Origin of the sequence: Burkholderia sp. AcTa6-5 (genome assembly GCF_017815075.1) — a bacterium.
Taxonomy (GTDB): domain Bacteria; phylum Pseudomonadota; class Gammaproteobacteria; order Burkholderiales; family Burkholderiaceae; genus Burkholderia; species Burkholderia sola.
In genome coordinates, this window is sequence record NZ_JAGIQE010000011.1 from 92,265 (window position 1) to 118,132 (window position 25,868).

The following is a 25,868-nucleotide window of genomic DNA, read 5'->3' on the forward strand; positions in this document are numbered from 1 at the left end:
CTCGTCAATGCGCGCTGCCCGCGCCGCGATCGAGCGATGCCGCGCGCACGGCTTCGCCGGGCTTCGTGAACACACGCTGCCGCAATGCGGCAATCTGTGCGTCGCGATCCTGCGGCGACAGGCCGGCCGATTCGATCTGCGCACGCTGCGCCGCATAGTCCGCGTAACGGCCCTGCCACGACGCGTCGTCCTGCTGCATCTGCGCGACGCGCGCGGCGGCCTCGGGGCCGAGCGTCTGCGTCAGTTGCGCGCGCATCGCGTCAGGCGTCGCGCCGCGCTTCTGCAATTGCGCGATCTGGTCGATCGCGGCGCGTTGTTGGTCCACCCGCTGCTGCGCCGCGCGTTCGTCGGCCGGCATCTGCTGCTCGAGCGCCGCGAGCCGCTCGGCCTTCTGCGCATCGGTCAATGAGCGATCCTGAGTGATCTTCAATCGTGCGAGGTCGTAGCGCTGCCGCCACTGCTCCGCGCCGAAGAACGGCTGGCTCCAGTCGCCGAGCGTGCGATACGCGATCGACGCGCGCTGGTCGAGCGCGAGCTGCAACGCGCCCAGGTCGGACTTGTCGACCGCGCCGGCATCGCTCAATTTGGCGAGCGCATCGAGATACGCGCGATACCGGTGCCACACGTCGAGCGCCTCGGCCTGCGCGACCGTGCCGTCGAGCTGCGCGGCGATCTCGCGCACGACGAACGCATCGAGCGCCACCGCGCTCAGGTCGCTCTGCGCGGTCAGGCAATAGTCGAAGAAATCGCGCACCGCGCGCGACTTCGCAAGATGGCCGCCTGCATCGAGCGGCAGGCGCGGCGCGCTGGAACCGGCGAGCGACGTCGGCAGGTCCGTACTCGCCGGTACGGCCGGCTGCCGCGCGGCGGCCGCCACGCGGCTCGTAGCGGACGCATCCGGCACGTCACCCGCGGCGCCCGTGCCGCGATGCGATCCCGCCGCGCTCCACATCGCGACGCCGGCAATCGCCGCCAGCCCCACGACACCATAGATCGCCGCGCGCCGCGCCAGCGGCGCGCGCGCTTCACGTGCCGCCATCGATCACACGCCCGCGAGTTTCAACCGGTTCGCATGCGTGCGGATCACCGCGACCGGATCTTCCGCATACGCGCCGCGCACGCCGAGCAACTGGTTGATCTCGTCGATGTGGTTCCACTTGTAGCTCGTGCTCAGCACCTTGCCGTACAGCGCGCTGCACTTCGACACGAGCCCGTCGTTCTGGCCCGAGCCGCGGTTGATCATCACCGTGCCGGTTCCATACAGCGCAAGCGTCGACAGATCGAGCGCGTTCGCCGGATCGATCACCGGAATCGTGCTCGTGTCCGTCGCGCCCGTCGCGCCGAGCACGGAAAGCGTCGGCTGGATCGCCGTGCCGGCCCACGAATACAGCAGATGCGTGTTGCCGCCGACGGTTTCGGTCGGTGCACCGGTCTGGCAGCTCCCTGGCGCGCCGAGGCCCGCGCTCGGATAGTTCTGGTTGTAGGCGGCGGCCTGCGCGGTCGTCAGCGTCTTCAGTGCAGCGAGGGCATCCTGGTTCGTGTTGTGGCTGCTATTCGTCAAGATACCGAATACATTGACGAACGCGGCGATCACCGTCGAAGACAACCCGGTCGGATCGTATGCGAGCACGCCCTGCACGAAGTCGGCGAACTCGGAGCCGCGATGCGGCGTGCCGATCGTCGTCACCGACGCGACGAGATCGGGTGCGACGGCCGCGACATAGCGCGACGTCAGCCCGCCCTGGCTGTGCCCGACGAGATTGACCTTGGTCGCGCCGGTCGCCGCGAGCACCGTCTTCACGTAAGCGAGCAGTTGTTCGCCGCGCCCGTTCGGGCCGTCGTCGCTCTGGAAGCCCGACAGGTTCGCGACGTAGACGGTCGCGCCATGCTGCTGCAGGTCTTCCTGGATGCCGTACCAGTAGTCGAGTACGCCCGCATACTTGTCGGTGCCGGTCAGCCCGTGCACGAGAATGATTGGATAGCGCGTCGTCGCATAGTCGTCGGCGGGCGCGGTTGCCGCCATCGCCGTCTGCGTCGTCGCGAGCGTCGTCAGCGCGGTCGACGCCGCGAACGGCGCGACGCTCATCGCGCATGCCACTGCCCCTGCCATTACCCTGGAACGCATCGATCTGGCCATGCATGTTCTCCTGATTATTGTGCTGCCGGTGCGAATGACACCGGATCGACACGCACGCCGCATTGCGCGCACCGCGCGGGTCGAATGCGGGAGTGAAGCACGACTCGCGAACGTTTGCGCCCCGACTAGATACGGTTCTCTAATCGGTTGACGCGCGCCGCCCGTTCGGGCGGTGCGGCGTCCAGGCACGCGCATGCTGCGACGCACACGCGCGATGCACGCTACAGCTTCGCGCTCACGCGCACCCATGCGGTACGCCCCGGCTCCATCACCGGCGCGTTCGCCGGATAGCCGAAACCGGCATTGCCGGCGAGGTTCAAATGCTCGGTGTAGGCCTTGTTCAGCACGTTGTCGACGCCGACCGAGATCTGCACGGTCTTGCTGACGTTGTACTGCGTATGCAGCGACAACACGCCGAATCCGGCGCTCGGGCCGAAGTCCTTGCCGACCACGTTGCCCTCGTTCGGCGCATAGCGATGCTGCGGCGCAACGATGCGCCACAGGCCGCCCGCCGACCATGCGCCGCGCGTGTATTCGAGCCCGATGCGCGCTTCGAGCGGCGGCATCTGCGGCAGCGGATCGCCGCTCGCCACGTTGCGCCCCCACGCATACGCGAGCGACGTCTCGACGCGCAGCGGCGCGACCGGCCGCCACGACACGCCGGCTTCGCCGCCCATGATCTGCGCGTTGACGTTGGTGGCCTGCGTGGTCGGGCCCATCATGCCGGCCGCATAGTTGAACAGGATGAAGTCCTGGACGTAGCCCGCGTACGCGGACACCCACGCATCGACGCGGTCGCCCTTGTATTGCGCGCCGACGTCGAGCTGGGTGGTTTTCTCCGGCTGCACCGCCGAAAACGCGTTGACCGAACCGGCCGGCCCGCGCGTCGCGGAAAACAATTCCCAGTAGTCCGGATAACGCTCTGCGTGGCCGATCCCCGCGTACCATGTGACGGGCAGCGACGCGAGATCGCGCTCGTAGCGCACGAAGCCGCTCGGCAGCACCTTCATCCGATCGTCGTCGAACGTCGGATTCGGCTTGCTCGTCATCATCCCGGGCGTCATCGCGCGCTTGTCGCCTGCGCTCGCATAGTCGACGCGCGCGCCGCCGATCACGCGCGCGACGTCGCTCGCATACCACGTCAGTTCGCCGAACACGCCCGCGTTCCACATCGTCGCCTGCGCATCCCACGGCTGGTTTCGGTAGTTCTGCCGCCCCATCGACGAACGCGAATCGAGCCGGTTCGACTGCGCATCGACACCCGTGACGAGCTTGACGTCGTCGCCGAAGCGCAACGTCGCGGCCGCACGCGCGCCGACCGTGCGGCGCCGCACGTCCGCGGCCATCCGCATCGGCATGCTGCTCGTCGGATCGGGCTGCCGCAACGTATAGTTGTCCATCACGTGATCGGCTTCGTTGTAGTACACGCGCGCCTCGATCCGGTCGAGCACGTCGCCGAGATGTCGCTTGTCGAACGACAGCCCGAACGTCTCGCGGCGGAAATGCGCGCCGTCCATCCCGCGGCCCGCATAGCGCGCATAGCCGTCGCCGGTGCCGGCGGTCAGCTCGACACGCGTATGGTCGTCGGGCGTCCAGCCGAGCGCGGCATCGGCGTTCCATTTGTCCCACTGCGACGGCACGGTGTGGCCGTTGCCGTCCTGGTAGTCCTGCGAATGCGCGTGGTTCGCGGTGACGCGGCCATAGACGTCCGGCGTGCCGGCGGTCAGGTCGAGGTTCTGGTCGTTGCGGCCGAACGATCCGCCGACGAGGCTGCCGTCGAAGCGCATGCCGGGGCGCTCGAAACGCGGCGTCACGCGTTCGAACAGCACGGTGCCGGCCGACGCGCCCGGACCGTACAGCACGGTCTGCGGCCCCTTCACGACGGTGACCTTGTCATAGCTTTCCGGCGCGATGTACGACGTCGGCGCATCCATCCGGTTCGGGCACGCGCCGAGCGTCGGCATCCCGTTCGCGAGGATGTTCAGCCGCGATCCGAACATCCCGCGCAGCACGGGGTCGCCGTTCGTGCCGCCGCTGCGGATCGACGTGAAGCCCGGAATCGTCTTCAGGTAATCGGCGCCGTCGCTGGCGGGCAGCGGCTGGCGCGGCGCCTTCGGATCGGTGACGACGACGAGCGGCGTCGACAGCGGCGACGCGACGACTTCGACGGGCGGCAACAGCATGGCCGCATCGCCCGTCGGCGCACCGGCAGCATGCGCGGTGTCGGCTGCGGCAGGGCCCGCGGTCAGCGCGCCGACGGCCAGCGCGCGAACGGTGAGTTTCAGCATGCGCGGCAAAGGCCGCGCACCGGCATTGCGTGGCGCACGCGGCGCACGCAACTGGAAATTGGTCATGATCGAAAGCCCGAGTGACGCCCTCCACGCGGCCTCGACGGTCGCACGGATATCGGCGGTGATAAGAACGGAAGAAACGCGTCAGGCGCGCTCGGGCGGTGCGCGCGGATAGGCGCGCGGATAACGGTCGCCGCGCGCCGCGACGGCAGGCGACGCGACGGCGGAAACGGAAACGACGGGAAGGGAGTCGACCGACACGGCGGCAGGCGCGCCGATGGCCGGGCTATGCGCGAAGAAACCGCAGTAGCCGCACGCGTCGAGATGCAGCGCATGATCGTGCATGCCGCGCGCATCGGACGGACGATGCGCGCCATGCTCGGTACTGCAGACGATCGCCTCGGGCGTGGCCGCATGGGCGATACGCCACTGCGACACCAGCGGCGCCGCGATCGCGATCCAGATCGCGAGCAGGCCAAGCCAGGCAGTCAGGTGACGATGTCGGTGCAGCATGTACGGCAACGAGTCAGCGGAATGTAAAAAACAGCCGCGATGTTACAGAATGTTCAACGTGATGACCAGTGCGGGCGCACGGTAAACGAACCGGGGGCGCATGGTTGTCAACACAACCATGCGCCCCCGCGTGCTGCGCGTGCCGGCAGCCGGACGATCAGGGCATCATGCGGCGCAGCACGTCGTCGCGCCGGATGAAATGATGGTAGAGCGCGGCCAGCGCATGCAGGCCGATCACGAAGTAGAACGCATTGCCGATCAGCTCGTGCACCTCCTTGATCGTCGGCCGCAGCGCCTTGTCGGGGCCGAACAGCGTGAACGACACGCCGAGCCAGTCGAGCGACACCGGCTTGCCGCCCATGTTGATCGTCATGATGCCGAGCAGCGGCTGCGCGATGACGAACGCGTAAAGCGCAAAATGCGCGAGCTTCGACAGCCAGCGCAGCAGCGTCGTCTGCGGAATCGGTTCCGGCACGCGGCTGACGACGCGCCACAGCACGCGCAGCACCGACAGCACGAGGACGAACGTACCGGCCGTCAGGTGCACGCTCATCCAGAACGCCCGGCTGTCGCTGCCCTTCGGTCCGCGGATCTCGATGGCCAGGTAGGCCAGCGCAACCAGCAGGAAGATGGCCCAGTGGAAGAAGATCGCGGGCGAGCTGTAGCGCGTCTGTTTCGCGAGGATGTTTTTCATGCTTCGTCTCGTGTCGTATTCGGGGAGGGGCGCCCATTGCAAACGGCCTGCGCCCGGCAAAGCTGTGGCGATTGTAGCCGCACGGGCGTCCAGTTTTGCACGACGCGGTCAAATATCCGATGTATTGTCGACGCGCGCCGAACCATGGCCGCCCTATGGAAAATCCGCATCGCGCGGGCGGGCAGCTGTGGCACGATGAAGCTTTGGTGCGGCGGCGCGCGGGCATCATGAGCAAAGCGTTCTTCGTTGCGGCCTACCGGCTGATCGCCGCATTGCTCGCGGTGTCCACCACGCTGCACAGCGTCGCCGACTACTGGCGCCTGCCAAGCTTCCATCTCGGCAACTACCTCAGCTACTTCACGCAACTGAGCAGCCTCTACGCGGCCGCGATACTGGCCGCGGGGCTGTGGCGCATCGCGCGCCCCGGCTCGGCCCGCTACGAATCGATGCGCGGCGCGGCCGTGCTGTACGTGCTGATCACCGCGATCGTCTACGAGCTGCTGCTTGCGCGGCTCGATGCGCTGCTCCACGTCACGCCGGCGTTCAACAACTGGGTATTGCACCGGATCGTACCGCTCGTGATGCTGTGCGACTGGCTGTATGTCGAACCGCGCTCGCCGATTCCGCGCCGCAGTGCGTTCGCGTGGCTCGGCTTTCCGGTCGTCTATCTCGGCTATACGCTCGTGCGCGGCGCGGTGGAGAACTGGTACCCCTACCCGTTCGTCGATCCGCGGCCGCACGGCTACCTGCCCGTCGCGATCCAGTGTTCGCTGATCGCGCTCGGCGCGGTGGCGCTCGCGTTGTGCATTTGCTGGCTCGGTAATCATGCGAGACAGTCTGGCAGCGCGACGCTTAAGGAAGGATGAAGGCGGAAAGGTGAAAGAGGCGGGGGAGAAAGGTGGGAACGTGTGCGCCGCCCGGCGCACACGTGGCGATGCCGACGATCAGCCGCCGTTGCGCGGCAGGAAGTTCATCGGATCGACGACCTTGCCGTTCTGGCGGACTTCGAATTCGAACGTCGAACGACCGCTCGCGTCGGCGCCCATTTCGGCGACCGGCTGGCCCTGACGCACCGCGTCGCCTTCGTTGACGAGCAGCTTGCCGTTGTGCCCGTAGGCCGTGATGAGCCCGTTGTCGTGCTTCAGGATCACGAGCGGACCGTATGCCTTGACGCCGGTGCCGGCGTACACGACGCGCCCGTTTGCCGCGGCCCGCACCGAATGGTCGGGCCCGGATGCGGCGATCACGACGCCGCGCGTCTTGCCGGCCGAGAACGGTGTCGCGACGACGCCCGTGGCCGGCCATGCGAGCGAGCCCGGCTGGGCGGCCGCCGCGGGCGGCTGCCCGTACGAGGTCGCGGCCTGCGGCGGCGCGACCCGCAATACCTGGCCCGGCGACACGGCGTCCGTGGGCGCCATGCGGTTCCAGTTGGCGACGTCCTGCACGCGCTGCCCGTAGGCGTTCGCGATGCCCGCCAGCGTATCGCCGGGGTTCACGCGGTAATAACCGGCAATCACGCCCGGCGTCGCCGCCGACGTGGACGCCGGCTGGCGCGTGGGCTGCCAGCTGTCGGTCCACGGCGTCATCGTGCAGCCCGTCAGCGCGATGGCCGCGGCGACGAGCGCCGCCTGCGGCAGCCAACGCGTGAGCGCGTCGTGGATGGGAATAGTTTCTCTCAAGGGTCCTCCCGGATTTGCGTCGTTGCGCCGCCCACCGCCCCCCGGCGCGCGACGCACGATGTCCGGCCGAACGGCCGGATCAATCAGTATCCGACCGCTTTCGCGGCCGTCAGTTTCCACAGCGGAACGTGGTGCGAAGCGCTCATCGGCCCTTTTTCGCATCGTCCCGATCGGCAAAGATACCATTTGTCGCGGTCAAGGCTCCGACAGTTGCCTGATCCGGAAACAATCTTGCGGCGTCGCACGGGCGCCGGCGGCCTGCTGGCCGGGCCGGGCGGGCCGCCCAGTGGCTGCTCGCGGTTTGTCGCGGAGGCGCACCGCCGCCTGCCGTATCGGCGGCGTCATATTGTCCGCTTCGATCGCCGCCTATACTCGGTGATGCGCAGCGCGATCCAACGACAACGAGGACCATGACAATGAATAACGCGACGTTTCTCTCCGTGCAGCTCGACGCCGACGATTTCGCCGGTTCCAGCGGTCTGGTCGAATTGCTCAACCGGCACCTGCTGTTCGCGACCGACGTCGCCGAAGCGGCCGATGCGCTCGTCCAGCTGGCGAGCGTCACGCACCTGACCGGCGCCGCGCGTCACAGCGTCGAGCTGCCGGTCCTCGCGATCGAACGGCTGCGCGACGCGCTCGACACGCTGAGCGGTTACGACGAAACGTGGCTGCAGGTGCTGGAACCGGCGGAAGCGCTGTTCCGCGATATCGGGCGCGGCAGACGCCCGCTGCACTGAACGACGGCGCATTGCGCGCCGCCAATGAAAAAGCCCGTCGTTCCGCTATGCGGAACGACGGGCTTTCGTACGACAGGGGGTCGGATGCGGTCGCCAGCGCGGCCGTACCATTAACGACCCTTGTAGACCGGCGCGCCATCAGCGATGCGCTTGACTTGCCAGCCGGTTTTGGCAGCAGCCGGTACGCCCGATTCCTGGCCGGCGGCCGGTTGTGCGCCGTAGCCGGTCGTATCGGCGGCGGCGACGTTCTGTTGCGGGTTCACACGCGCTTCAGCGGCCTGGATGCCTTCCGGGTAGTTCGTACGGTCGCTGCCCAGCTTGTAGCCGGCCTGTTGCAGTTGAACCAGTTCGGCCTTCACCTGGGCACGGGTGACGGGCGCGTTCTGTTGAGCGAACGAGACGGCGGGGACAGCGAGGACGGCAGCAGCAGCGAACGTTGCGATCAGCGATTTCATGATTACCTCCGGGATTTTTTTGCTCCGCCGCACACACCATGTCTGCAGCGATGGAACAGAGTTTAGTCCCGGCAGCACCTAGGGAAAACCATGAAAGAACGAAAACACTGTTTCCCCGGAGCCAACAATGCTGGCATCCGGGATGGAAAAACCCTATTCAGAGCATAGATTTTCGCAACAATGCTGCCCCCGCTCGCCGGTCAGGCCCAGTTCGCGTGGAAGCTGCCCGGCTTGTCGGTGCGCTCGAACGTGTGCGCGCCGAAGAAGTCGCGCTGCGCCTGCACCAGGTTCGCCGGCAGCCGCTCGGAACGATAGCTGTCGAAGTACGCGACCGCCGACGCGAACGCCGGGACCGGCACGCCGGCCTTCACCGCGGCCACCACGACGTCGCGCAGCGCGGTCTGATAGTTCGCGGCGATGTCCTTGAAGTACGGATCGAGCAGCAGGTTCGCGAGCGCCGGATCCTTCGCGTAGGCGTCGGTGATCTTCTGCAGGAAGCGCGCGCGGATGATGCAGCCCGCGCGGAAGATCTTCGCGATCGTTCCGAGATCGAGGTTCCAGCCGTATTCTTCCGACGCCGTGCGCAGTTGCGCGAAGCCCTGTGCGTACGAGATCACCTTGCTCAGGTACAGCGCGCGGCGCACCGCTTCGACGAACGCGGCGCGATCGCCGTCGAACGGCGCGGCCGCCGGGCCCGACAGGATCTTGCTGGCGGCGACGCGCTCGGTCTTCAGCGACGACAGCACGCGCGCGAACACCGATTCGGTGATGAGCGGCAGCGGCACGCCGAGATCCAGCGCGTTCTGGCTCGTCCACTTGCCGGTGCCCTTCTGCGCGGCGCGATCGAGGATCACGTCGACGAGGTGCTTGCCGGTCTCTTCGTCCTTCTTGCCGAAGATCTTCGACGTGATCTCGATCAGGTAGCTGTCGAGCTCGCCCTGGTTCCATTCGGTGTACACCGCGCCGAGTTCGTCGTTGGTCAGGCCCGCGACGTCCTTCAGCACCGAGTAGCTTTCGGCGATCAGCTGCATGTCGCCGTATTCGATGCCGTTGTGGACCATCTTCACGTAGTGGCCCGCCCCGTCCGGGCCCATGTACGCGACGCACGGCTCGCCGTCCGACGGCGCCTTCGCGGCGATCTGCTTGAGGATCGGCTCGACGAGATCGTACGCGTCGCGCTGGCCGCCCGGCATGATCGACGGGCCGCGCAGCGCGCCCTCTTCGCCGCCCGACACGCCGGTGCCGATGAAATGCAGCCCCGATTGCGCGAGTTCCTGGTTGCGGCGGATCGTGTCGGTGAAATGCGTATTGCCGCCGTCGATCAGCACGTCGCCCTTCTCGAGCAGCGGCTTCAGCGATGCGATCGTCGCATCGGTGGCTTCCCCGGCCTTCACCATCATCAGGATCCGGCGCGGCGTTTCGAGCGACGCGACGAATTCCTCGAGCGTATAGGTCGGCACCAGATTGCGGCCGGGGAATTCGGCGATCAGTTCGTCGGTTTTCTCGCGACTGCGGTTGAACACCGACACCGCGTAACCGCGGCTCTCGATATTGAGTGCGAGATTGCGGCCCATCACCGCGAGCCCGATCACACCGATTGCTTGTTTGCCCATTAGTCAATTCTCCGGAAAAAACGGGGCGCGACCCGAGCCGGGCCGCGCGCACAGGCGAAAGGATAGTGGAAACCCGGCGGCGCTGCCCGCTTGCGTGTCATTGCTCCGCGTGCGGCAGGCGCCGGAATGCGACGCTCAGGTTGTTCGCCGGCATCTCGACGACCTCGATGCAGTCGAGCCCGCGATCGAGCCCGAGTGCGACGACGGTCTCGAGATCGCGCACGCCCCACGACGGGTCGCGGCTGCGCAACTGCCGGTCGAAGGCCTCGTTCGACGCCGCCGTATGGCGGCCTTCGCGACGGTACGGGCCGTACAGGAACAGCACGCCGCCCGGCCGCAGCACACGCGACGCGCCCGCGAACAGCGCTTCCGTACAGGCCCACGGCGAGATGTGGATCATGTTGATGCAGACGATCGCGTCGAGCGCCGCGACCGGCCACGGCGTGTCGCGCACGTCGAACGCCAGCGGCCCGGCGACGTTCGCGAGGCCCGCATGCGCGACCCACGCGGCGATCGAACGCCGCGCGTGCGCGTCGGGATCGCTCGGCTGCCAGTGCAGGCCCGGCAACGCCTGCGCGAAGTGAACGACGTGCTGCCCGGTGCCGCTCGCGATTTCGAGCACGCTGCCGGTCGCCGGCAGCACGCGGCGGAGCACGTCGAGGATCGGCCCGCGATTGCGTTCGGCCGCCGGCGCCGACAGCCGCGCGGACGGATCGTGAGAAGAAGCGGCGCCGGTCACGATGCACGCTCCGCAGTGTCGCTGTTGCTGTTGCGCCCGAGCCCCAGCCGCGTCACCAGTGCGTCGAGCGCGGGTGCGCAACGCGCCTCGACCTTCAGCGTCAGCATCGGGTCGGCGCGCGTATGGCCGAGATTGAGTGCGGCAACCGGCTTGTGCTGCGCCTGCGCCCACACGCAGAACCGGTAGCCGGAATACACCATCAGCGACGAGCCGACGACGAGCAGCGCGTCGGCTGCGTCGAGCGCCTGCGACGCCAGCGCCACGCGCTCGCGCGGCACGTTCTCGCCAAAGAACACCACCGCCGGCTTCAGCAGGCCGCCGCACGCGGGGCACGCCGGGATGCGGAACGTATCGAGCGCGGCCCATTCGAGATGCGCGTCGCCGTCCGCGGCCGGCTCGGCCTGCGCGCCCAGCAGCTCGGGATTGTCGGCTTCGAGCACGGTCTGGATCGTCGCCCGCGCATGATGCGCGCCGCAGTCGAGGCAGGTCACGCCGTTGATGCCGCCATGCAGCTCGATCACGTCGTCGCTGCCCGCGCGCTGATGCAGGCCGTCGACGTTCTGCGTGACGAGACGCTCGATCCGGCCCGCGCCGCCGAGCCGCGCCAGCGCGACATGGGACCCGTTCGGCCGCGCGCGGCCGACCACGGGCCAGCCGATCATGCTGCGCGCCCAGTAGCGGCGCCGCGCGGCATCGGAGCCGAGGAATTCCTGGAGTTGGATCGGCGGCGAGCGCATCCATTGGCCGTTGCGGTCGCGGTAGCCGGGAATGCCGGAATCGGTGCTGATGCCCGCGCCGGTCAGTACGAACAGGCGCGGATGACGCTCGACGAACGCGTGCAGCGCATCGAGCGCGGCCGGATCGACGTCGGCGATGGAGGAGTCGGGCAAGGCTGTGTCGTTCATGTTGGCAACGTGATCGGTCGCGCGGGCAGGTCGTGCGCCCGCACGGGCGGCCACGCGCGCCAGCACATGATACAGAACGCCGTGCGATCGGGCGGGCTGCCGCCGCGGCTAGCCGCGGCACGCAACAGCACGCAAAAAGACGCCCATCGCCGCTCGGCGACGGGCGCTTCAAACAATTGATCCATCGGGGTAGTGGATCAACTGACAGCACAATGTTGCGACGTCCGTCATACCGCGATCGACGGACGCTCCCCCGGACTTCACGTGTTCCGCACTGCCGCGCCCATCGGCGCGTCATCGGCTTTCCCGACCCGATCCCGTTCGTCGCGCTCGTCACGCCGATGTCATGCGCGGCGTGCAAACGCATTCGCCGCGCGACGGTGTGCGTTGCGCCATGGCTTGACGATTCGGGATCCGGGCCGCGGCCATCCGCCTGCATTCGCGGTTCATCCTGGACGGCCGACCGACATTGGTCGGACGCGCGCGTCACCCATGCACGCCGTCGTTCAGAACGAACCCGATCGTTCGGATGGAACGGAAAGCCGCTCGCTCACGTCGCCGCGATCAGCGGCGAAGCGAATACCCTGGCAGGTCGGCGATTCATGTTTGCAACACGGCATGTTGCGTTTCGGTCTTTTTTCATTCTCTTGTCCCCGTCTTCGATACATCCGACCCACTGAAGCGATTGCCGGGCCAACTGCACCTGCAATCGCGCTCACGGCGCATACAACCATGCAAGGAGCGCACCATGCTTCATGCCGCAAGGCCGCGCGGGCACATCAGGGGCCGCGGGCAGGCATCGCGCCCCGTCAGAAAGCGCGAATGTTTCGAAACTGAAACGCACCGGCGGTGGCGTCGGTATCGTCGGGTTGGCGCGTTGCAGGGCGGCCAGTCGCCTTACAATCGCCCCACGATTGGCGGCGCGCGTGCGCCCGGACTTGCCCTTTCCCGCGGCGCACCACCGCCCGACCGGAACCCGCACTCGCTGCCTGTCCGACACGAAGCACGGGCCGGATATCGACTACCGCATGCTGTTCTACGGCACCGATCGCGACAACCGCGCGTCGCAATGCGCGGCGTTCCGCCCGGGTCTCGCGTTGCGAAGCGGATAGCGCGGGGTTTGCGCCGTCCCGCTCGTGCATCGCGCAAACACGCTAGCATTCGGACACGGAGCGCCCGCATGCTTCCGCTGCCTCGCCGCCAAGGACCCGACATGACCCCACCCGCTTCCGCCCCTCCCGACGTCGCGCATCGCGTGTTCTCGTCCGGGCGGCTGTCGATCGGCCTCACGCTTCCGCTGCTTCGCGGCGGCCACATCGTCGCGGACTTCAACGAGCAACTCGAACTCGCCGCGCTGGCCGATTCGCTCGGCTTTCGCGCGCTGTGGATTCGCGACGTGCCGCTGAACAGCGCCGACTATCCGGACCCGGTCGGCCACCTCGACCCGTGGGTACTGCTCGGCGCACTGGCGTCGCGCACCCGCCGGATCGCGCTCGCCAGCGGCGCGATCGTGCTGCCGCTGCGTCATCCGCTGCATATCGCGAAAGGCGCGCTGTCGGTCGCGACGCTGTCGGGCGGGCGCTTCATCCTCGGGCTCGGCTCCGGCGACCGGCCACCCGAATATGCGGCGTTCGGCGTCGACGCGGAAACCCGGCGCGACCGCTATCGCGCGCACTGGGACGTCGTCGCGGCCGCGCTCGGCATGCCGGCGCGCGTGCTGCCCGACCGGACGCCACCCGATGCGCCCGCCTTCACGCTGCTGCCGCGCGACGGCGACGCGGTGCCGATGCTGGCGGTCGGCTCGGGCGGACAGAGCGTCGACTGGATCGCACGGCATTCGATCGGCTGGATGACGTATCACCGCGATCCGGATACGCAGCGCGCCCGCTATTCGATGTGGCGCGCGGCGGTCGAGCGGCTCGCGTCGCCGCAATTTCGCGCGTTCGGCGTATCGATGCGGCTCGATCTCGCCGCGCATCCGGATACGCCCGCCACCGCGCTGCCGCTCGGTTATGCGACCGGGCGCCGCGCGTTGGTCGATATCCTGCGGGACATGCGCGCGGCCGGGACGCACCATGTCACGCTGAATCCGGGATCGGACCGGCCGGTGCGCGACGTCGTCGAGGAAATCGCCGAGCATGTGTTGCCGGTCTTTCACGACGAACAAGCGTGATTCATCAGGAATCCCAATTCACATGATGCGACGCGAGCGCTGATCGTGGCCGGGCGAATGCTCCCGCAACGGCGCATCCCTGACAGGAATCGGCAACGGCGCGTTACAGACGCCTTACGACCGGGCCAACATGACGTTCCTGTCGATATCGGACGGTCGACCGTCCGTATCCGGCACACGGCTTGCCGGCATGTGCCGCCGACGCCCGTGCCGGCGCCTTCATGCCCGATTCAACTCGTCGACGACGGAACTATTCGGTTTCGATCGCGATCATGTTAACTTCCGTCCATCGTTCAGCCTGGCGGGCCGCGTGACGAGACGCACCCGCATGCCCATTCCATGCGACATATCCTCCTCGGCTGGCTGCTCGCCGCCGTCGTCTCGGCCGCTCACGCGGCCGCTCCCGCACCGGCCGCCGCGTCGGCCGCCTCCGGCGCCGCGCCCGCACTGACGCCGCAAGAGGCGCGGCAGGCACTGAATGTGCTCGAAAACCCGCGCGAGCGTGCGCAGGTCGAAACGACGCTGCGCGCGATCGCGGCCGTCGGCGCGTTGAGCGCACCCGCCGTGCCGGCAAGCGCGGCGCCGGCAGCCAGCGGCGCATCGGCTGCCGCGGCGCCGGCCGCGCTCACGTCGAACGGGCTCGCCTCGATGCTCGTCCGTCAGGGCTCGCGATGGGCCGCGCAGATCGGCAACGCGCTGCAGGAGTCGCTGCGCTCGCTGCTCGATATCGGTTCGGTGGGAAGCTGGTGGCGCGACACGCTCGTGCGCGCCGACGAGCGTGCGAACCTGACGCGCACGCTCGGCATCCTCCTCGCGGTGCTGCTGCCTGCGCTCGTCGTCGAATGGCTCGCGAAGCGGCTGCTGCGACGCGCACTGGCCGCGGTGGCCGCGCGCCGCGCGGCACCCGATGCCGCCGCATCGGACGAGGACCACGCGCCCCCGCCGTCGCAAAGCCGAGGCCACGCCCGCCGGCACACCACGCTGCTGAACCGGATGCCGCGCGCACTCATCAGTCTCGCGCTGCGCGCGGTACCGCTGCTCGTGTTCGTCGGCGTCGCGAGCCTGACGATGTCGTTGCTCGTCGAAGCCGACACGCCGATCGAAGCCGCGCTCGAAGCGTTGATCGACACCTACGTGATCTGCCGGCTCGTCACGATCGTCAGCCGGCTGTTCTTCCAGCCCGACGCGCGGCAGTTGCGGCTGCTGCATATCAGCGACGCATGGGCCGCGTTCGCGCAACGCTCGATCGCGCGGATCGTGATCGCGGTCGGTGCATGCACGGCGGCCGTCGAGATCGCCGCGAACTTCGGCCTGACCGAAGCCGGCCATGTCGCGCTGCTGAAGGCCGTCGCGCTCGTCGGGCACGTGATGATCTCGGTGCTGATCCTGCAGTGCCGCCGGCCGGTCGCGGCACGCATCCGCGCCGCCGGCGCGGATCGTCCGACCTTCACCGTCGTCGGCAACGCGCTCGCGGACGCGTGGGCGCCCGTATCGGTCTTCATCGTGATGGCGCTGTGGTTCGTGTGGGCGCTCGACGTCCACAACGGCTACCGCGTACTGATCGCGCTCGGCGGCCGGTCGATCGCCGTGATGATCGCGATGCGGATGGTGTCGATCGTCGTGTTCGGTGCGCTCGCGCGGCTGTTCCAGCGCCGCGACGACGATCGCACGCTCGTTCATCTGCACGCATACCGCTACTACCCGCTGCTGCGCCAGATCGTGTCGGGCGCGATCGGCGTCGTGACCGTCGTGCTGCTACTGCAGATCTGGGGCGTGCCGATCTTCCGAGCATTCGAGACGGGCACGATCGGCCACCGGCTCGCGTCCGCGCTGGTGACGATCGCGATCGCGGCGATCGTCGCGCTCGTCGTGTGGGAAGCGGCCAACATCGCGATCGAGCGCCGGCTGCAACGCTGGACGCGCGAAGGCAACCTGGTGCGCGCCGCGCGGCTGCGCACGCTGCTGCCGATGCTGCGCTCGCTGCTGTTCGTGATGATCGCGCTCGTCGTCGTGCTGACGGGCCTCAGCGAACTCGGCGTAAACGTCGGCCCGCTGCTGGCCGGCGCCAGCATCTTCGGCGTCGCGCTCGGTTTCGGCTCGCAGAAGCTCGTGCAGGATTTCATCACCGGGATCTTCCTGCTGATGGAAAACGCGATGCAGGTCGGCGACTGGGTCACGCTCGCCGGCGTGTCGGGGACGGTCGAATACCTGTCGATCCGCACCGTGCGGCTGCGCGCCGGCGACGGGTCGCTGTACACGATTCCGTTCAGCTCGGTGACGACCGTCAACAACACGAATCGCGGGCTCGGCAACGCGGCCGTCAAGGTCAGCATCGCGTACGGCGAGGACGTCGAGCGCGCGATCGCGACGCTGAAGGAAATCGGCGCCGCGTTGCGCGACGATCCGAAGTACCACGACGGCATCCTGTCGGACTTCAGCTACTGGGGCATCGACCAGGTCGACGGCGCGGCGCTCGCGCTGGCCGGTCAGATCCAGTGCACGGACTCGGCGCGCTGGAGCGTGCAGCGCGAATTCAACCGGCGGATCGCGGAGACGTTCCTCGAACGCGGGATCCGGATCGCCAATCCGCAGCGCAGCGTCGTGGCCTATGCGGACGGGTCGCGACCCGTCGGCAGCGATGACAACGACGCGCGCCCAGACGCGCAGAATACCGCCGAACCGGCGGCCCGGCCGCCGTCGCCCGACGCAGCGGAGCGCAAGCCGGGATGATCGCGATCGCCCGGGGCCGGTGACCGGCGGCGCTCAACGCGCGGCGGGCTTCTTCACGCGCGCCGTGCTTTTCGCGGCGGGCGGTGCGGCCCCCGGCTTCGCCGCACGTCGTTTCGCCGCGGCACCCTGCCCGCGCTTCGCGGCGGTTTCCGGACCAGCGGCCCCCGCATCGCGCTGCGCATGCCATTGCTCGAGCAGCACGCGCGTCTGCTCGGCAATCGTGTCGGTCACCAACGCCGCGCGTTCGCCCTCGAACGCGTCCCATTCGAGCAACCGCAGCGCCGAACGCTGCGCGATGTGGAACACCGTGATCTGCCCGAACAGGCTCAGCGCGCGCAACCGCGTGACGGGATCGTCGGCCGGCCGCCCCGAGATGCGGCCGATCAGCTCCGCGCTCACGTCGTTCAGCGGCTTGCGCATGCGCTTCATCAGGATTTCGCTCGCGCTCGCCGGTTCCTGGCCGCCTTGCTCGCGCGCGAAGAACATCCGCTGGTTCATCGTCTTCGGTGCGGTGAACATTCGGTCCGACAGCGCCCGCAGCAGACCGATGAACGCATCGATCAGCGCATCGACGCTCGCGTGGGCGTCGAGCATCGCACGCGCATGGCCGACCGCCGGCGCGAACACCTGCCAGCCGTGCTCGGCGATCGTCTCGACGCACGCGCGGTACACGCCTTCCTTGTTCTCGAAGTAGTACTGGAGCGCCGGCGCGTTCACGCCCGCCATCGCGGCGATCTCGCGCGTCGACGCGCCCGCGAACCCGCGTTCGCCGAACAGTTCGATCGCCGCCTCGATGATCCGCTGGCGCGTTTCGTCGCCGCGCGCGTAGCCGCCCGCCGACGTGCGGCGCAGCTTCTTCGCTTCGTTCATGCCTTCCTCGTCATTCGCTCGATCGACATTCTACTTGACACAATTTTATCAACTGGAATAATTCTTCCACTTGGAATAAATTGGATCCCGCATGTCGTCGCCACAAGACCCGCCACAGAAAGCAGATCGTCAGGAAAACGGAACAAAGCCTCGCAACGGCGGAACGAGGCGGCGCGTCCTGCTCGCGGTCGCCGTGCTCGCGACTGTCGGCGGCGCGGTGTGGCTCGGCCGCTGGTGGACGGTCGGCCGCTTCATCGAAAGCACCAACGACGCGTACCTGCAGGCGGACAGCATGACCGCCGCACCGAAGGTCGCCGGCTACGTGACCGACGTCTACGTGCGCGACAACCAGCCCGTGAAGGCCGGCGATCCGCTCGTGCGGCTCGATGTCCGCCAGTACCAGGTGGCGCTCGCGCAAGCGCAGGCGACCGTCGACGCCCGTCGCGCCGATATCGCGCGCGCCGAGGCCGACATCAGCCAGCAGCGCGCGAATCTCGACCAGGCCGACGCGCAGGCGAAGGTGTCGCGCATCAACGCGCAGCATGCGAGCGACGAATACACGCGCTATGCGCCGCTCGCGGCGACCGGCGCCGAAACGCACGAACGCGTGGCAGACCTGAAGAGCACGCGCGACCAGGCGGCGGCGACGCTCGCCGCGAACAACGCGTCCATCGCCGCCGCCCGCACGCAGATCGCGTCGTTCACCGCGCAACTCCAGCAGGCGCGCGCGCAGCTCGAGGCCGCGCAGGCCAGCGCCGCGCAGGCGCAGCTCGACCTCGACAATACGATCGTGCGCAGCACGCTCGCGGGCCGCGTCGGCGACCGGACGGTGCGCGTCGGCCAATACGTGCAGCCCGGCACGCGGCTGCTGACCGTCGTGCCGGTCGATTCGATCTATCTCGTCGCGAATTTCAAGGAAACGCAGATCGGCAACATGCGCATCGGCCAGTCCGTCGAGCTGCACGTCGACGCGCTGCCGGACGGCCCGCTGTCCGGTGTCGTCGACAGCTTCGCGCCCGGCACCGGCGCGCAGTTCGCGCTGCTGCCGCCGGAGAACGCGACCGGCAACTTCACGAAGATCGTCCAGCGCGTGCCGGTGCGCATCCGCCTCGCCGCGAACGCTCGCGCGCAACGCATGCTGTTGCCCGGGCTGTCGGTGACGGTCGACGTCGATACGCGCTCGGTGCGCGACGAGCAGCATCATGGCTGATACGCCCGCCACGATACCCATGCCGCCGCACGAAGGCCGCGCGAGCGTGACCGACTGGATCGCGGTCGCGGCCGGCGCGCTCGGCGCGCTGATGGCGACGCTCGACATCTCGATCACGAATTCCGCGCTGCCGCAGATCCAGGGCGAAATCGGCGCGACCGGCACCGAAGGCACGTGGATCTCGACCGGCTACCTGATGTCGGAAATCGTGATGATCCCGCTCGCCGCGTGGCTCACGCGCGTGTTCGGGCTGCGCAATTTCCTGCTGACGAACTCCGCGCTGTTCATCGCGTTCTCGATGATGTGCGGCTGGTCGCATTCGCTGCCGATGATGATCGCCGGCCGGATCGGCCAGGGCTTCACCGGCGGCGCGCTGATCCCGACCGCGCAGACGATCATCCGCACCCGCCTGCCGCTGTCGCAGTTGCCGGTCGGGATGACGCTGTTCGGCCTGATCGTGCTGCTCGGGCCGCTGTTCGGTCCGGTGCTCGGCGGCTGGCTCGCGGAAAACGTGAACTGGAGCTGGTGCTTCTTCCTGAACCTGCCCGTGTGCCTGCTGCTGATGGCGCTGCTGGTGTTCGGCCTGCCGTCGGACCGCCCGCAATGGAGTGCGTTCTTCAACGCGGACTGGCTCGGCATCCTCGGCCTCGCGATCGGCCTGAGCTCGCTGACCGTCGTGCTCGAGGAAGGTCAGCGCGAACGCTGGTTCGAATCGCAGATGATCGTCACGCTAAGCGTCGTGTCGTTCGTCGGGATGGTCCTGATCGCGCTGTCGCAGCGCTTCGCGAAGCGGCCGATCATGCGGCTGTCGCTGATGCGCAACCCGCGTTACGCGAGCGTGATCGTGATCGTGTCCGCGGTGGGCGCCGGGCTGTACGGCGTGTCCTACCTGCTGCCGCAGTTCCTCGCGATCGTCGCCGGCTACAACGCGGAACAGGCCGGCGCGATCATGCTGCTGTCGGGGCTGCCGGCCTTTCTGGTGATGCCGATCCTGCCGCGCCTGCTCGGCAAGGTCGATTTCCGCATCCTCGTGATCACCGGGCTGCTGCTGTTCTGCCTGAGCTGCATGCTCGACATCAGCCTGACCGCGCAGAGCGTCGGCCACGATTTCGTGTGGTCGCAACTGATCCGCGGCCTCGCGCAGATGCTCGCGATGATGCCGCTCAACCAGGCGTCGATGGCGGCCGTCGCGCGCGAAGACTCGGGCGACGCGGCCGGGCTCTACAACATGGCGCGCAATCTCGGCGGCTCGATCGGGCTCGCGATCATCGGCACCGTGATCGACCGCCGCACGACCTTCCATACGGCCGTGCTGCGCGAATCGGTGAGCGCGAACTCGCTGATCGGTCAGGATCGCCTGTCGGCCTATGCGGCCAACTGGTTCGCGCACACCGGCGATCTCGCGTATTCGAACATGCGCGCGCTCGGCCAGTTCGCGCGGCAGATCCAGATCCAGGCCGTCGTCATGACCTATTCAGAAACCTTCTATCTGCTGGGCCTCGCGCTGCTCGCCTGCGTGCCGCTCGCGCTGCTGCTGAGAACGCCGCCGCGCGGCCCGCAACCGATGTCGTCCGGCCATTGACCCGTCATACGCGATGAAATCCTTCTCCCTGCCCCGCCGCCCCGTGCTCACCCTGTGCGCGGCCGCGTGCCTGCTCGCCGGCTGCACGGTCGGCCCCGACTATCGCGGCGCGCCCGCCGCGCCGGATGCGCCAACCTTCGTGCGTGCGCCTGCCACCGGCGTCGACACCGCCGCGCCCGCGCCGAGCGCGTGGTGGCACGCGTTGAACGATCGCCAGCTCGACGAGCTGATCGTTGCCGCGCTCGTGTACAACCCCGATCTGCACGCCGCGCAAGCGCGCTTGCGCGCGGCGCGCGCGCAGCTCTCGCAACAGCGCGCCGCGCAGATGCCGAAATCGTCGGCCACCGTCGCGGCCATCCGCATGCGCGAACCGGACGTCGGCGCGCTCGGCTCGCTGCTGCCGTCGAACGGCTCGGAACAATCAGGCGGCACGTCGCCGTCGCTCGGCGGCGCGGGCCCGCTGCAACTCTATTCGGCGGGCTTCGACGCGACGTGGGAAATCGACCTGTTCGGCGGCACGCACCGCGCGGTCGAAGCCGCGTCCGCGCAAGCCGAGGCCGTCGATGCCGATCTCGCCGACACGCAGGTGTCGATCGCGGCCGAAGTCGCGAATGCGTACGTCGACCTGCGCGACCAGCAGCAACGGCTTGCGTTGTCGCGGCGCACCGCGCAATTGCAGCAGCAGATGCTCGAACTCACGCGGCAGCGCCGCGCGCGCGGCGTCGCGGCCGATGCGGACATCGAGCGGCTGACCACGCAGGTCGAGAACACGCGTGCGTCGTTGATCCCGCTCGATGCCCAGGTGACCGAATCGCTCGACCGGCTCGCGATCCTGACGGGCCGCGCGCCGGGCGCGCTGGACGCCGCGCTGTCGACTCTGGACGCCGCATTGCCGACGCTGCCCGGCAGCGCCGCGATCGGCGATCCGGCCACGCTGCTGAAACAGCGCCCCGACATCCGCGCGGCCGAACGCCGGCTCGCATCGAGCAATGCCCAGATCGGCGAACACGTCGCCGACTATTTCCCGAAGGTGACGTTGCTCGGCGATCTCGGCTTCAGCGCGACCGACCCCGGCCATTTGTTCCGCAAGCAGAATTTCACCTGGGTGGGCGCACCATACCTGCAATGGAACATTCTCGATTTCGGGCGTACGCGCGGCGCGGTGCGCGCAGCCGAAGCGTCGCGCGACGAAGCGGAAGCGAATTATCAGAAGGCCGTGCTCGGTGCGTTGCAGGACGCCAATACCGCACTGCAGCGTTACGGGCATCAGCGTGAGCACGTCGTCGCATTGACGAAGGTGCAGACGTCGGCCGTGCATTCGCGCACGCTGATGGACCAGCGCTATCGCGCGGGCGTCGCGTCGATGATCGACCTGCTCGATACGCAACGCGAAGCGCTGTCCGCGCAGCAGAACGTGATCGCCGGGCAGGCCGAACTGATCAAGGACTATGTGTCGGTGCAGAAGAGCCTCGGGCTCGGATGGCAGGCAAGCGCCGGTTGACTGCGCGGCCGAAAATCATGCACGGCCGATACATCATCCTCATCGAAACAATCCGGCAATAACTCATTGTGCGCGCAACAATACGGCTTGGTTTCTTGCGCAACAAACAGGCTCGCACCGCATCGCCCCACGGCTATCGAAAACATATCGAATATCAATTAGCCAATCGTCTGACGATCTCTTCTAATTCAGTCGGCTTCCCCACCACCGATCGGATTCAAGGAGTTCCATCGTCATGTCCTCATCTTCCCATCGCGTGCTGCGGCACGCAGTCGCCGCGATCTGCGTCGCACTCTCAGCCTCTCCGTACGCCGCCGAACTCACGCGCGACACCGGCGCGCCCGTCGGCGACAACCAGAATTCGCAAACGGCCGGCCCGGCCGGCCCGGTACTGCTGCAGGACTCCGCGCTGATCGAGAAACTGCAGCGCTTCGATCGCGAACGCATTCCGGAACGCGTCGTGCATGCGCGCGGCACCGGCGCGTTCGGCGAGTTCGTGCCGAGCGCCGACATCTCCGACCTGACGAAAGCGAAAGTCTTCACGCCGGGCACCCGCACGCCGGTGTTCGTGCGCTTCTCCACCGTGATGGGCTATCGCGGCTCGCCGGAGCAGGCGCGCGACCCGCGCGGCTTCGCGGTGAAGTTCTATACGCAGCAGGGCAACTGGGACATGGTCGGCATCAACTGGCCGGTGTTCTTCATTCGCGACGGCATCAAGTTCCCCGACTTCGTGCACGCGAACAAACCGAGCGCCGTGACCGGCGTGCAGGACCCGAACCTCGCGTTCGACTTCTTCGCGCACACGCCCGAAGCGACCCACATGCTGACGCGGCTGTACACGGACGAAGGCATGCCCGATTCGTATCGCCGCATGGACGGCTTCGCGGTGCATGCGTTCAAGTTCGTCAATGCGCAAGGCGACGTGCATTACGTGAAGTTCCACTGGAAGAGCCAGCAAGGCGTGCACGGCCTGCGCCCGCAAGAAATCGCCGCATCGATCGGTCGCGACTGGAACCTGATGACGAACGATCTGTACGGCGCGCTGAAACAGGGCGATTTCCCGAAGTGGGACCTGTACGTGCAGGTGCTCACGCCGAAAGACCTGAACCGCTTCGACTTCGACGCACTCGACGACACGAAGGTGTGGACCGGCGTACCTGAACGCAAGATCGGCACGATGACGCTCAACCGCGTGCCCGACAACTACTTCCAGTCGACCGAGGAATCGGCGTTCGCGCCGTCGCGGCTCGTGCCGGGGATCGAACCGTCCGAAGACCGGATGCTGCAGGATCGCCTGTTCGCGTACGCCGACACGCAGCTGTACCGGCTCGGCGCGAACTACATGGATCTGCCGATCAACCGCCCGGTCGTGCCGGTCGTCAACAACAACCAGGACGGCAAGATGAATGCCGGCGACCGCAAGGGCGAGGTCAATTACGAACCGTCGACGCTGAACGAACTCGCGCAGGATCCGCAGTACAAGTCGGTCCGCATGGCGCTCAGCGGCACGACGCAGCAGGAAGCGATCCGCAAGAAGCTGCCGTTCCGTCAGGCGGGCGAGTACTACCGCAGCCTGTCGCAGCAGGACAAGAACGACCTCGTCACCGCACTGTCCGGCGATCTCGGTCAGGTGAAGAACGCGCAGAACCAGTACGCGATGCTGTCGTACTTCTACAAGGCCGACGCCGACTACGGCACGCGTCTCGCGCAGGCCGTTCACGCGAACGTCCAGCAAGTGCAGTCGCTCGCGGCGAAGCTGAGCGACAACTGATCCCTCGCGGCTCCGGTCGCTGCCGACGTGTGCGCTCGCGCCGCCCACGTCGGCCCGGCCACTTCATCAGGACACTCTCATGCGATCCGAACGCTTCCCCCACACGATCCGCGCGGCCGCGGCGGCGCTCGCGCTGGCCGCGCTCGCCGGCTGCGCGCACCTGCCCGACCGGCCGGCATACGGCAAGGCCGACCCTGCCGCGCTGCGCCGCTATGACGACGACTGGTTCGACGCGGCGCGCGTCGGCCGCGTCGATATCCTGCGCGCGTTGCACGACGCCGGCTATCCGGTCAACGCCACCGACAGCCACGGCTACACGGCCGTGATCCTCGCGTCGTACGACGGCCAGCCCGCGGCGCTCGACTACCTGTTGTCGGTCGGCGCCGATGCGTGCGCCGGCGATCGTCACGGCAACACCGCACTAATGGGTGCGCTGTTCAAGAACGAACCCGACATCGCGCGGCGCCTGATCGACACGCGCTGCCCGATCGACCAGACGAACGGCGCCGGCGAAACCGCGCTGGGGTTCGCGACGCTGTTCAACCGCTTCGAGCTGATTCCGCTGCTCGTCGCGCATGGCGCGAATCCGAACCATGTCGACCGGCGCGGCCAGTCGCTGCTTCAGCTCGCGCTGACGCACGACAACACGTATGCCGCGGACGCACTGCGGAAGGCCGGCGCAAAACAGTAGCGCGACTACGCGTCAAATGGCGCGACCCATTCGCTGACCTCCATCCGCGTCGCCATCACGCGATGCCCGGCCCTGTCGCGCACGTGTGCGCCCAGCGGTCCCGTCGTCGCCAGCCAGCGCAGACGCACCGCCTCGTCGGCCAGTCCGCCCGGCCGCCCTGCCGGCTCGATCTTTAAACACCAACGCGAGCCGACGCGCGCATCGAGCCGAAACACCGCGCGCATGAACACCGCGCCGCCCCCTGTTCGTCCGGGCGTTCCGCTTCGGCTCCCCCTCCTTTCGGCGCCTTTCGCCGCCTCCATCGAATCTCCATCTTTCCGCATCAAAGCCCCCAACTAATCCAAGCACACTCCGCCCCGTCAAAGCAGGCAGTGGGCTGCCTGCGCTTCCTGGAGTCGCTATGAAGAATCAGAAACGATGCTGCCACGGCGCCGTATGCGCGCTGGCGGCGGCGATGCTGGCGGGTTGCGGGCCGGCCGAGCAGCAGGCCGCAGCACCGGCCACTCCGGTCGCGGCCATGACCGTGACCGCCATGCGCGTCGACGTGACCGAAGACCTGCCGGGCCGCGTCGCGGCCGTGCGGGTGGCCGAGATCCGGCCGCAGGTGAGCGGCATCGTGCAGCGCAGGCTGTTCGAACAAGGCACCGAAGTGCGCGTGGGCCAGCCGCTGTTCCAGATCAATCCGGCGCCGTTCAAGGCCGAGACGGATACCGCCGCCGCGTCGCTGCAGCGGGCACAGGCCGCGCTCGAACGCGCGAAGGTGCAGACCGCACGCTTCAAGCCGCTCGTCGAGGCCGATGCGATCAGCCGCCAAGTGTACGACGACGCCGTATCGCAACGCGACCAGGCCGCGGCCGACGTCGCGCAGGCCCGCGCGACGCTCGCGCGCCGCCAGCTCGACCTGAAGTTCGCGACCGTGGAAGCGCCGATCGCCGGCCGCATCGACCAGGCGCTCGTGACCGAAGGCGCGCTGGTGTCGAGCGGCGACAGCCAGCCGATGGCGCGCATCCAGCAGATCGACCAGGTGTACGTGGACGTGCGCCAGCCGGCCGAGTCGCTCGAAGCGCTGCGCGGCGCGCTCGCGTCACAGCCGCAAGCGTCGGACCGCAACGGCCTGCCGGTCGACGTGCTGCGCGACGACGACACCCGCTACGACGTGAAGGGCCGCATGCTGTTCTCGGGCGTCAACGTCGATCCGGGCACCGGCGACGTGCTGCTGCGCGTGCTGGTCGACAACCCGAAGCGCCAGTTGCTGCCGGGCATGTACGTGCGTGCCCGGATTCCGCGCGCGCACTACGCGAACGCGGTGATGGTGCCGCAACAGGCCATCGTGCGCGCCGGCGGCAAGCCGCAGGTGTGGGTGCTCGACACAAAGGGCATCGCGCACCTGAAGGCGGTCGAGGTCGGCGAACTGACGAACCGCAGCTACCGCATCAAGTCGGGCCTGCAGGCCGGCCAGAAGATCGTCGTCGAAGGCATGGAACGCCTGACCGACGGCGCGCCGGCGGCCGCGACCGACTGGAAGTCGCCTGACGCGGCCGCCACCGCGTCCGTGCACTGAGTCACGAGGAGCCTCC

22 protein-coding genes are annotated in these 25,868 nt (G+C 68.0%); 10 read left to right on the plus strand and 12 right to left on the minus strand.

Annotated elements, in window-relative coordinates; genetic code table 11:
- Positions 1–4: 4 nt before the first annotated feature.
- From J8I33_RS16725 to J8I33_RS16745, 5 genes are all read right to left on the minus strand, one after another.
- The gene (locus tag J8I33_RS16725) at positions 5–1,039 is read right to left on the minus strand and encodes a lipase secretion chaperone (RefSeq protein ID WP_209938197.1); all 1,035 of its coding nucleotides are present in this window, start codon (positions 1,037–1,039) and stop codon (positions 5–7) included.
- Between the two features lie 3 nt (positions 1,040–1,042).
- Positions 1,043–2,137 carry a triacylglycerol lipase gene (locus J8I33_RS16730; protein ID WP_209938204.1) on the minus strand — a complete coding sequence of 365 codons (1,095 nt, stop codon included), beginning with the start codon at positions 2,135–2,137 and terminating at the stop codon, positions 1,043–1,045.
- A gap of 221 nt (positions 2,138–2,358) precedes the next feature.
- On the minus strand, positions 2,359–4,491 hold the full coding sequence (locus tag J8I33_RS16735) for a TonB-dependent copper receptor (RefSeq protein WP_209938210.1): 2,133 nt from the start codon (positions 4,489–4,491) through the stop codon (positions 2,359–2,361).
- An 81-nt stretch (positions 4,492–4,572) separates the two neighbouring features.
- Positions 4,573–4,941, minus strand: a complete 369-nt coding sequence (locus J8I33_RS16740) for a DUF2946 domain-containing protein (RefSeq protein ID WP_209924770.1) — start codon at positions 4,939–4,941, stop codon at positions 4,573–4,575.
- A gap of 157 nt (positions 4,942–5,098) precedes the next feature.
- On the minus strand, positions 5,099–5,635 hold the full coding sequence (locus J8I33_RS16745) for a cytochrome b (RefSeq protein WP_050011307.1): 537 nt from the start codon (positions 5,633–5,635) through the stop codon (positions 5,099–5,101).
- Positions 5,636–5,862: 227 nt separating this feature from the next.
- On the opposite strand from J8I33_RS16745, the gene J8I33_RS16750 reads away from it, so the two are divergent.
- Positions 5,863–6,501 carry a Pr6Pr family membrane protein gene (locus tag J8I33_RS16750; protein ID WP_089489725.1) on the plus strand — a complete coding sequence of 213 codons (639 nt, stop codon included), beginning with the start codon at positions 5,863–5,865 and terminating at the stop codon, positions 6,499–6,501.
- A 78-nt stretch (positions 6,502–6,579) separates the two neighbouring features.
- Here the strand turns inward: J8I33_RS16750 and J8I33_RS16755 are convergent, their stop codons facing one another.
- Positions 6,580–7,314 (minus strand): M23 family metallopeptidase, encoded by a 735-nt coding sequence (locus J8I33_RS16755; RefSeq protein WP_209924769.1) that lies wholly within the window; start codon positions 7,312–7,314, stop codon positions 6,580–6,582.
- 416 nt (positions 7,315–7,730) lie between these two features.
- Here J8I33_RS16755 and J8I33_RS16760 point away from each other — a divergent pair, with 416 nt between their 5' ends.
- Positions 7,731–8,051: a hypothetical protein gene (locus tag J8I33_RS16760; RefSeq protein WP_124593291.1), complete on the plus strand. Its 321-nt coding sequence runs from the start codon at positions 7,731–7,733 to the stop codon at positions 8,049–8,051.
- 110 nt (positions 8,052–8,161) lie between these two features.
- On the opposite strand, the gene J8I33_RS16765 is transcribed toward J8I33_RS16760, so the two are convergent.
- The 4 genes from J8I33_RS16765 to J8I33_RS16780 all read right to left on the minus strand — a co-directional run bounded on the left by J8I33_RS16765 (position 8,162) and on the right by J8I33_RS16780 (position 11,763).
- Positions 8,162–8,506 (minus strand): DUF4148 domain-containing protein, encoded by a 345-nt coding sequence (locus J8I33_RS16765; protein ID WP_069618486.1) that lies wholly within the window; start codon positions 8,504–8,506, stop codon positions 8,162–8,164.
- Between the two features lie 200 nt (positions 8,507–8,706).
- On the minus strand, positions 8,707–10,119 hold the full coding sequence (gene gndA / locus J8I33_RS16770; RefSeq protein WP_089489151.1) for an NADP-dependent phosphogluconate dehydrogenase: 1,413 nt from the start codon (positions 10,117–10,119) through the stop codon (positions 8,707–8,709).
- A gap of 97 nt (positions 10,120–10,216) precedes the next feature.
- The gene (locus J8I33_RS16775) at positions 10,217–10,858 is read right to left on the minus strand and encodes a DUF938 domain-containing protein (RefSeq protein ID WP_050011311.1); all 642 of its coding nucleotides are present in this window, start codon (positions 10,856–10,858) and stop codon (positions 10,217–10,219) included.
- Complete coding sequence (locus J8I33_RS16780; protein ID WP_124553993.1) at positions 10,855–11,763, minus strand: NAD-dependent protein deacetylase; 909 nt, start codon at positions 11,761–11,763, stop codon at positions 10,855–10,857. Before J8I33_RS16780 ends, J8I33_RS16775 begins: the two co-directional genes overlap by 4 nt.
- Positions 11,764–12,976: 1,213 nt before the next feature.
- On the opposite strand from J8I33_RS16780, the gene J8I33_RS16785 reads away from it, so the two are divergent.
- Together J8I33_RS16785 and J8I33_RS16790 are read left to right on the plus strand one after the other, a co-directional pair.
- A complete protein-coding gene (locus tag J8I33_RS16785) occupies positions 12,977–13,936 on the plus strand; it encodes an LLM class oxidoreductase (protein WP_209938211.1) in 960 nt (319 codons plus the stop codon).
- A gap of 339 nt (positions 13,937–14,275) precedes the next feature.
- Positions 14,276–16,666 carry a mechanosensitive ion channel domain-containing protein gene (locus J8I33_RS16790; protein ID WP_209938214.1) on the plus strand — a complete coding sequence of 797 codons (2,391 nt, stop codon included), beginning with the start codon at positions 14,276–14,278 and terminating at the stop codon, positions 16,664–16,666.
- A 33-nt stretch (positions 16,667–16,699) separates the two neighbouring features.
- Here the strand turns inward: J8I33_RS16790 and J8I33_RS16795 are convergent, their stop codons facing one another.
- Positions 16,700–17,536, minus strand: a complete 837-nt coding sequence (locus J8I33_RS16795; protein ID WP_209938216.1) for a CerR family C-terminal domain-containing protein — start codon at positions 17,534–17,536, stop codon at positions 16,700–16,702.
- A gap of 91 nt (positions 17,537–17,627) precedes the next feature.
- On the opposite strand from J8I33_RS16795, the gene J8I33_RS16800 reads away from it, so the two are divergent.
- The 5 genes from J8I33_RS16800 (at position 17,628) to J8I33_RS16820 (ending at position 24,291) form a co-directional block, all read left to right on the plus strand.
- Positions 17,628–18,746 carry an HlyD family secretion protein gene (locus J8I33_RS16800; protein WP_209924767.1) on the plus strand — a complete coding sequence of 373 codons (1,119 nt, stop codon included), beginning with the start codon at positions 17,628–17,630 and terminating at the stop codon, positions 18,744–18,746.
- Positions 18,739–20,328, plus strand: a complete 1,590-nt coding sequence (locus J8I33_RS16805; protein ID WP_050011317.1) for an MDR family MFS transporter — start codon at positions 18,739–18,741, stop codon at positions 20,326–20,328. Before J8I33_RS16800 ends, J8I33_RS16805 begins: the two co-directional genes overlap by 8 nt.
- A gap of 13 nt (positions 20,329–20,341) precedes the next feature.
- Positions 20,342–21,829 carry an efflux transporter outer membrane subunit gene (locus J8I33_RS16810; protein WP_209938218.1) on the plus strand — a complete coding sequence of 496 codons (1,488 nt, stop codon included), beginning with the start codon at positions 20,342–20,344 and terminating at the stop codon, positions 21,827–21,829.
- A gap of 235 nt (positions 21,830–22,064) precedes the next feature.
- Positions 22,065–23,600, plus strand: coding sequence for a catalase (locus J8I33_RS16815; RefSeq protein ID WP_209938220.1), 1,536 nt, complete (start codon positions 22,065–22,067; stop codon positions 23,598–23,600).
- A 79-nt stretch (positions 23,601–23,679) separates the two neighbouring features.
- Positions 23,680–24,291, plus strand: a complete 612-nt coding sequence (locus J8I33_RS16820) for an ankyrin repeat domain-containing protein (protein ID WP_209938222.1) — start codon at positions 23,680–23,682, stop codon at positions 24,289–24,291.
- 5 nt (positions 24,292–24,296) lie between these two features.
- On the opposite strand, the gene J8I33_RS16825 is transcribed toward J8I33_RS16820, so the two are convergent.
- Positions 24,297–24,593: a hypothetical protein gene (locus J8I33_RS16825; RefSeq protein WP_209938228.1), complete on the minus strand. Its 297-nt coding sequence runs from the start codon at positions 24,591–24,593 to the stop codon at positions 24,297–24,299.
- A gap of 98 nt (positions 24,594–24,691) precedes the next feature.
- Here J8I33_RS16825 and J8I33_RS16830 point away from each other — a divergent pair, with 98 nt between their 5' ends.
- Positions 24,692–25,852, plus strand: a complete 1,161-nt coding sequence (locus J8I33_RS16830) for an efflux RND transporter periplasmic adaptor subunit (protein ID WP_209938231.1) — start codon at positions 24,692–24,694, stop codon at positions 25,850–25,852.
- Positions 25,853–25,868 lie beyond the last annotated feature (16 nt).

Excerpts from the sequence above, each read along its gene's own strand:
- J8I33_RS16825 (WP_209938228.1), bottom strand. The coding sequence starts at position 24,593 with ATGGAGGCGGCGAAAGGCGCCGAAAGGAGGGGGAGCCGAAGCGGAACG.
- J8I33_RS16785 (WP_209938211.1), top strand. The coding sequence starts at position 12,977 with ATGACCCCACCCGCTTCCGCCCCTCCCGACGTCGCGCATCGCGTGTTC.
- J8I33_RS16760 (WP_124593291.1), top strand. The coding sequence starts at position 7,731 with ATGAATAACGCGACGTTTCTCTCCGTGCAGCTCGACGCCGACGATTTC.
- J8I33_RS16800 (WP_209924767.1), top strand. The coding sequence starts at position 17,628 with ATGTCGTCGCCACAAGACCCGCCACAGAAAGCAGATCGTCAGGAAAAC.
- J8I33_RS16795 (WP_209938216.1), bottom strand. The coding sequence starts at position 17,536 with ATGAACGAAGCGAAGAAGCTGCGCCGCACGTCGGCGGGCGGCTACGCG.
- J8I33_RS16815 (WP_209938220.1), top strand. The coding sequence starts at position 22,065 with ATGTCCTCATCTTCCCATCGCGTGCTGCGGCACGCAGTCGCCGCGATC.
- J8I33_RS16735 (WP_209938210.1), bottom strand. The coding sequence starts at position 4,491 with ATGACCAATTTCCAGTTGCGTGCGCCGCGTGCGCCACGCAATGCCGGT.
- gndA (WP_089489151.1), bottom strand. The coding sequence starts at position 10,119 with ATGGGCAAACAAGCAATCGGTGTGATCGGGCTCGCGGTGATGGGCCGC.
- J8I33_RS16780 (WP_124553993.1), bottom strand. The coding sequence starts at position 11,763 with ATGAACGACACAGCCTTGCCCGACTCCTCCATCGCCGACGTCGATCCG.
- J8I33_RS16750 (WP_089489725.1), top strand. The coding sequence starts at position 5,863 with ATGAGCAAAGCGTTCTTCGTTGCGGCCTACCGGCTGATCGCCGCATTG.
- J8I33_RS16790 (WP_209938214.1), top strand. The coding sequence starts at position 14,276 with ATGCGACATATCCTCCTCGGCTGGCTGCTCGCCGCCGTCGTCTCGGCC.
- J8I33_RS16730 (WP_209938204.1), bottom strand. The coding sequence starts at position 2,137 with ATGGCCAGATCGATGCGTTCCAGGGTAATGGCAGGGGCAGTGGCATGC.
- J8I33_RS16830 (WP_209938231.1), top strand. The coding sequence starts at position 24,692 with ATGAAGAATCAGAAACGATGCTGCCACGGCGCCGTATGCGCGCTGGCG.
- J8I33_RS16765 (WP_069618486.1), bottom strand. The coding sequence starts at position 8,506 with ATGAAATCGCTGATCGCAACGTTCGCTGCTGCTGCCGTCCTCGCTGTC.
- J8I33_RS16740 (WP_209924770.1), bottom strand. The coding sequence starts at position 4,941 with ATGCTGCACCGACATCGTCACCTGACTGCCTGGCTTGGCCTGCTCGCG.
- J8I33_RS16805 (WP_050011317.1), top strand. The coding sequence starts at position 18,739 with ATGGCTGATACGCCCGCCACGATACCCATGCCGCCGCACGAAGGCCGC.
- J8I33_RS16745 (WP_050011307.1), bottom strand. The coding sequence starts at position 5,635 with ATGAAAAACATCCTCGCGAAACAGACGCGCTACAGCTCGCCCGCGATC.
- J8I33_RS16725 (WP_209938197.1), bottom strand. The coding sequence starts at position 1,039 with ATGGCGGCACGTGAAGCGCGCGCGCCGCTGGCGCGGCGCGCGGCGATC.
- J8I33_RS16810 (WP_209938218.1), top strand. The coding sequence starts at position 20,342 with ATGAAATCCTTCTCCCTGCCCCGCCGCCCCGTGCTCACCCTGTGCGCG.
- J8I33_RS16820 (WP_209938222.1), top strand. The coding sequence starts at position 23,680 with ATGCGATCCGAACGCTTCCCCCACACGATCCGCGCGGCCGCGGCGGCG.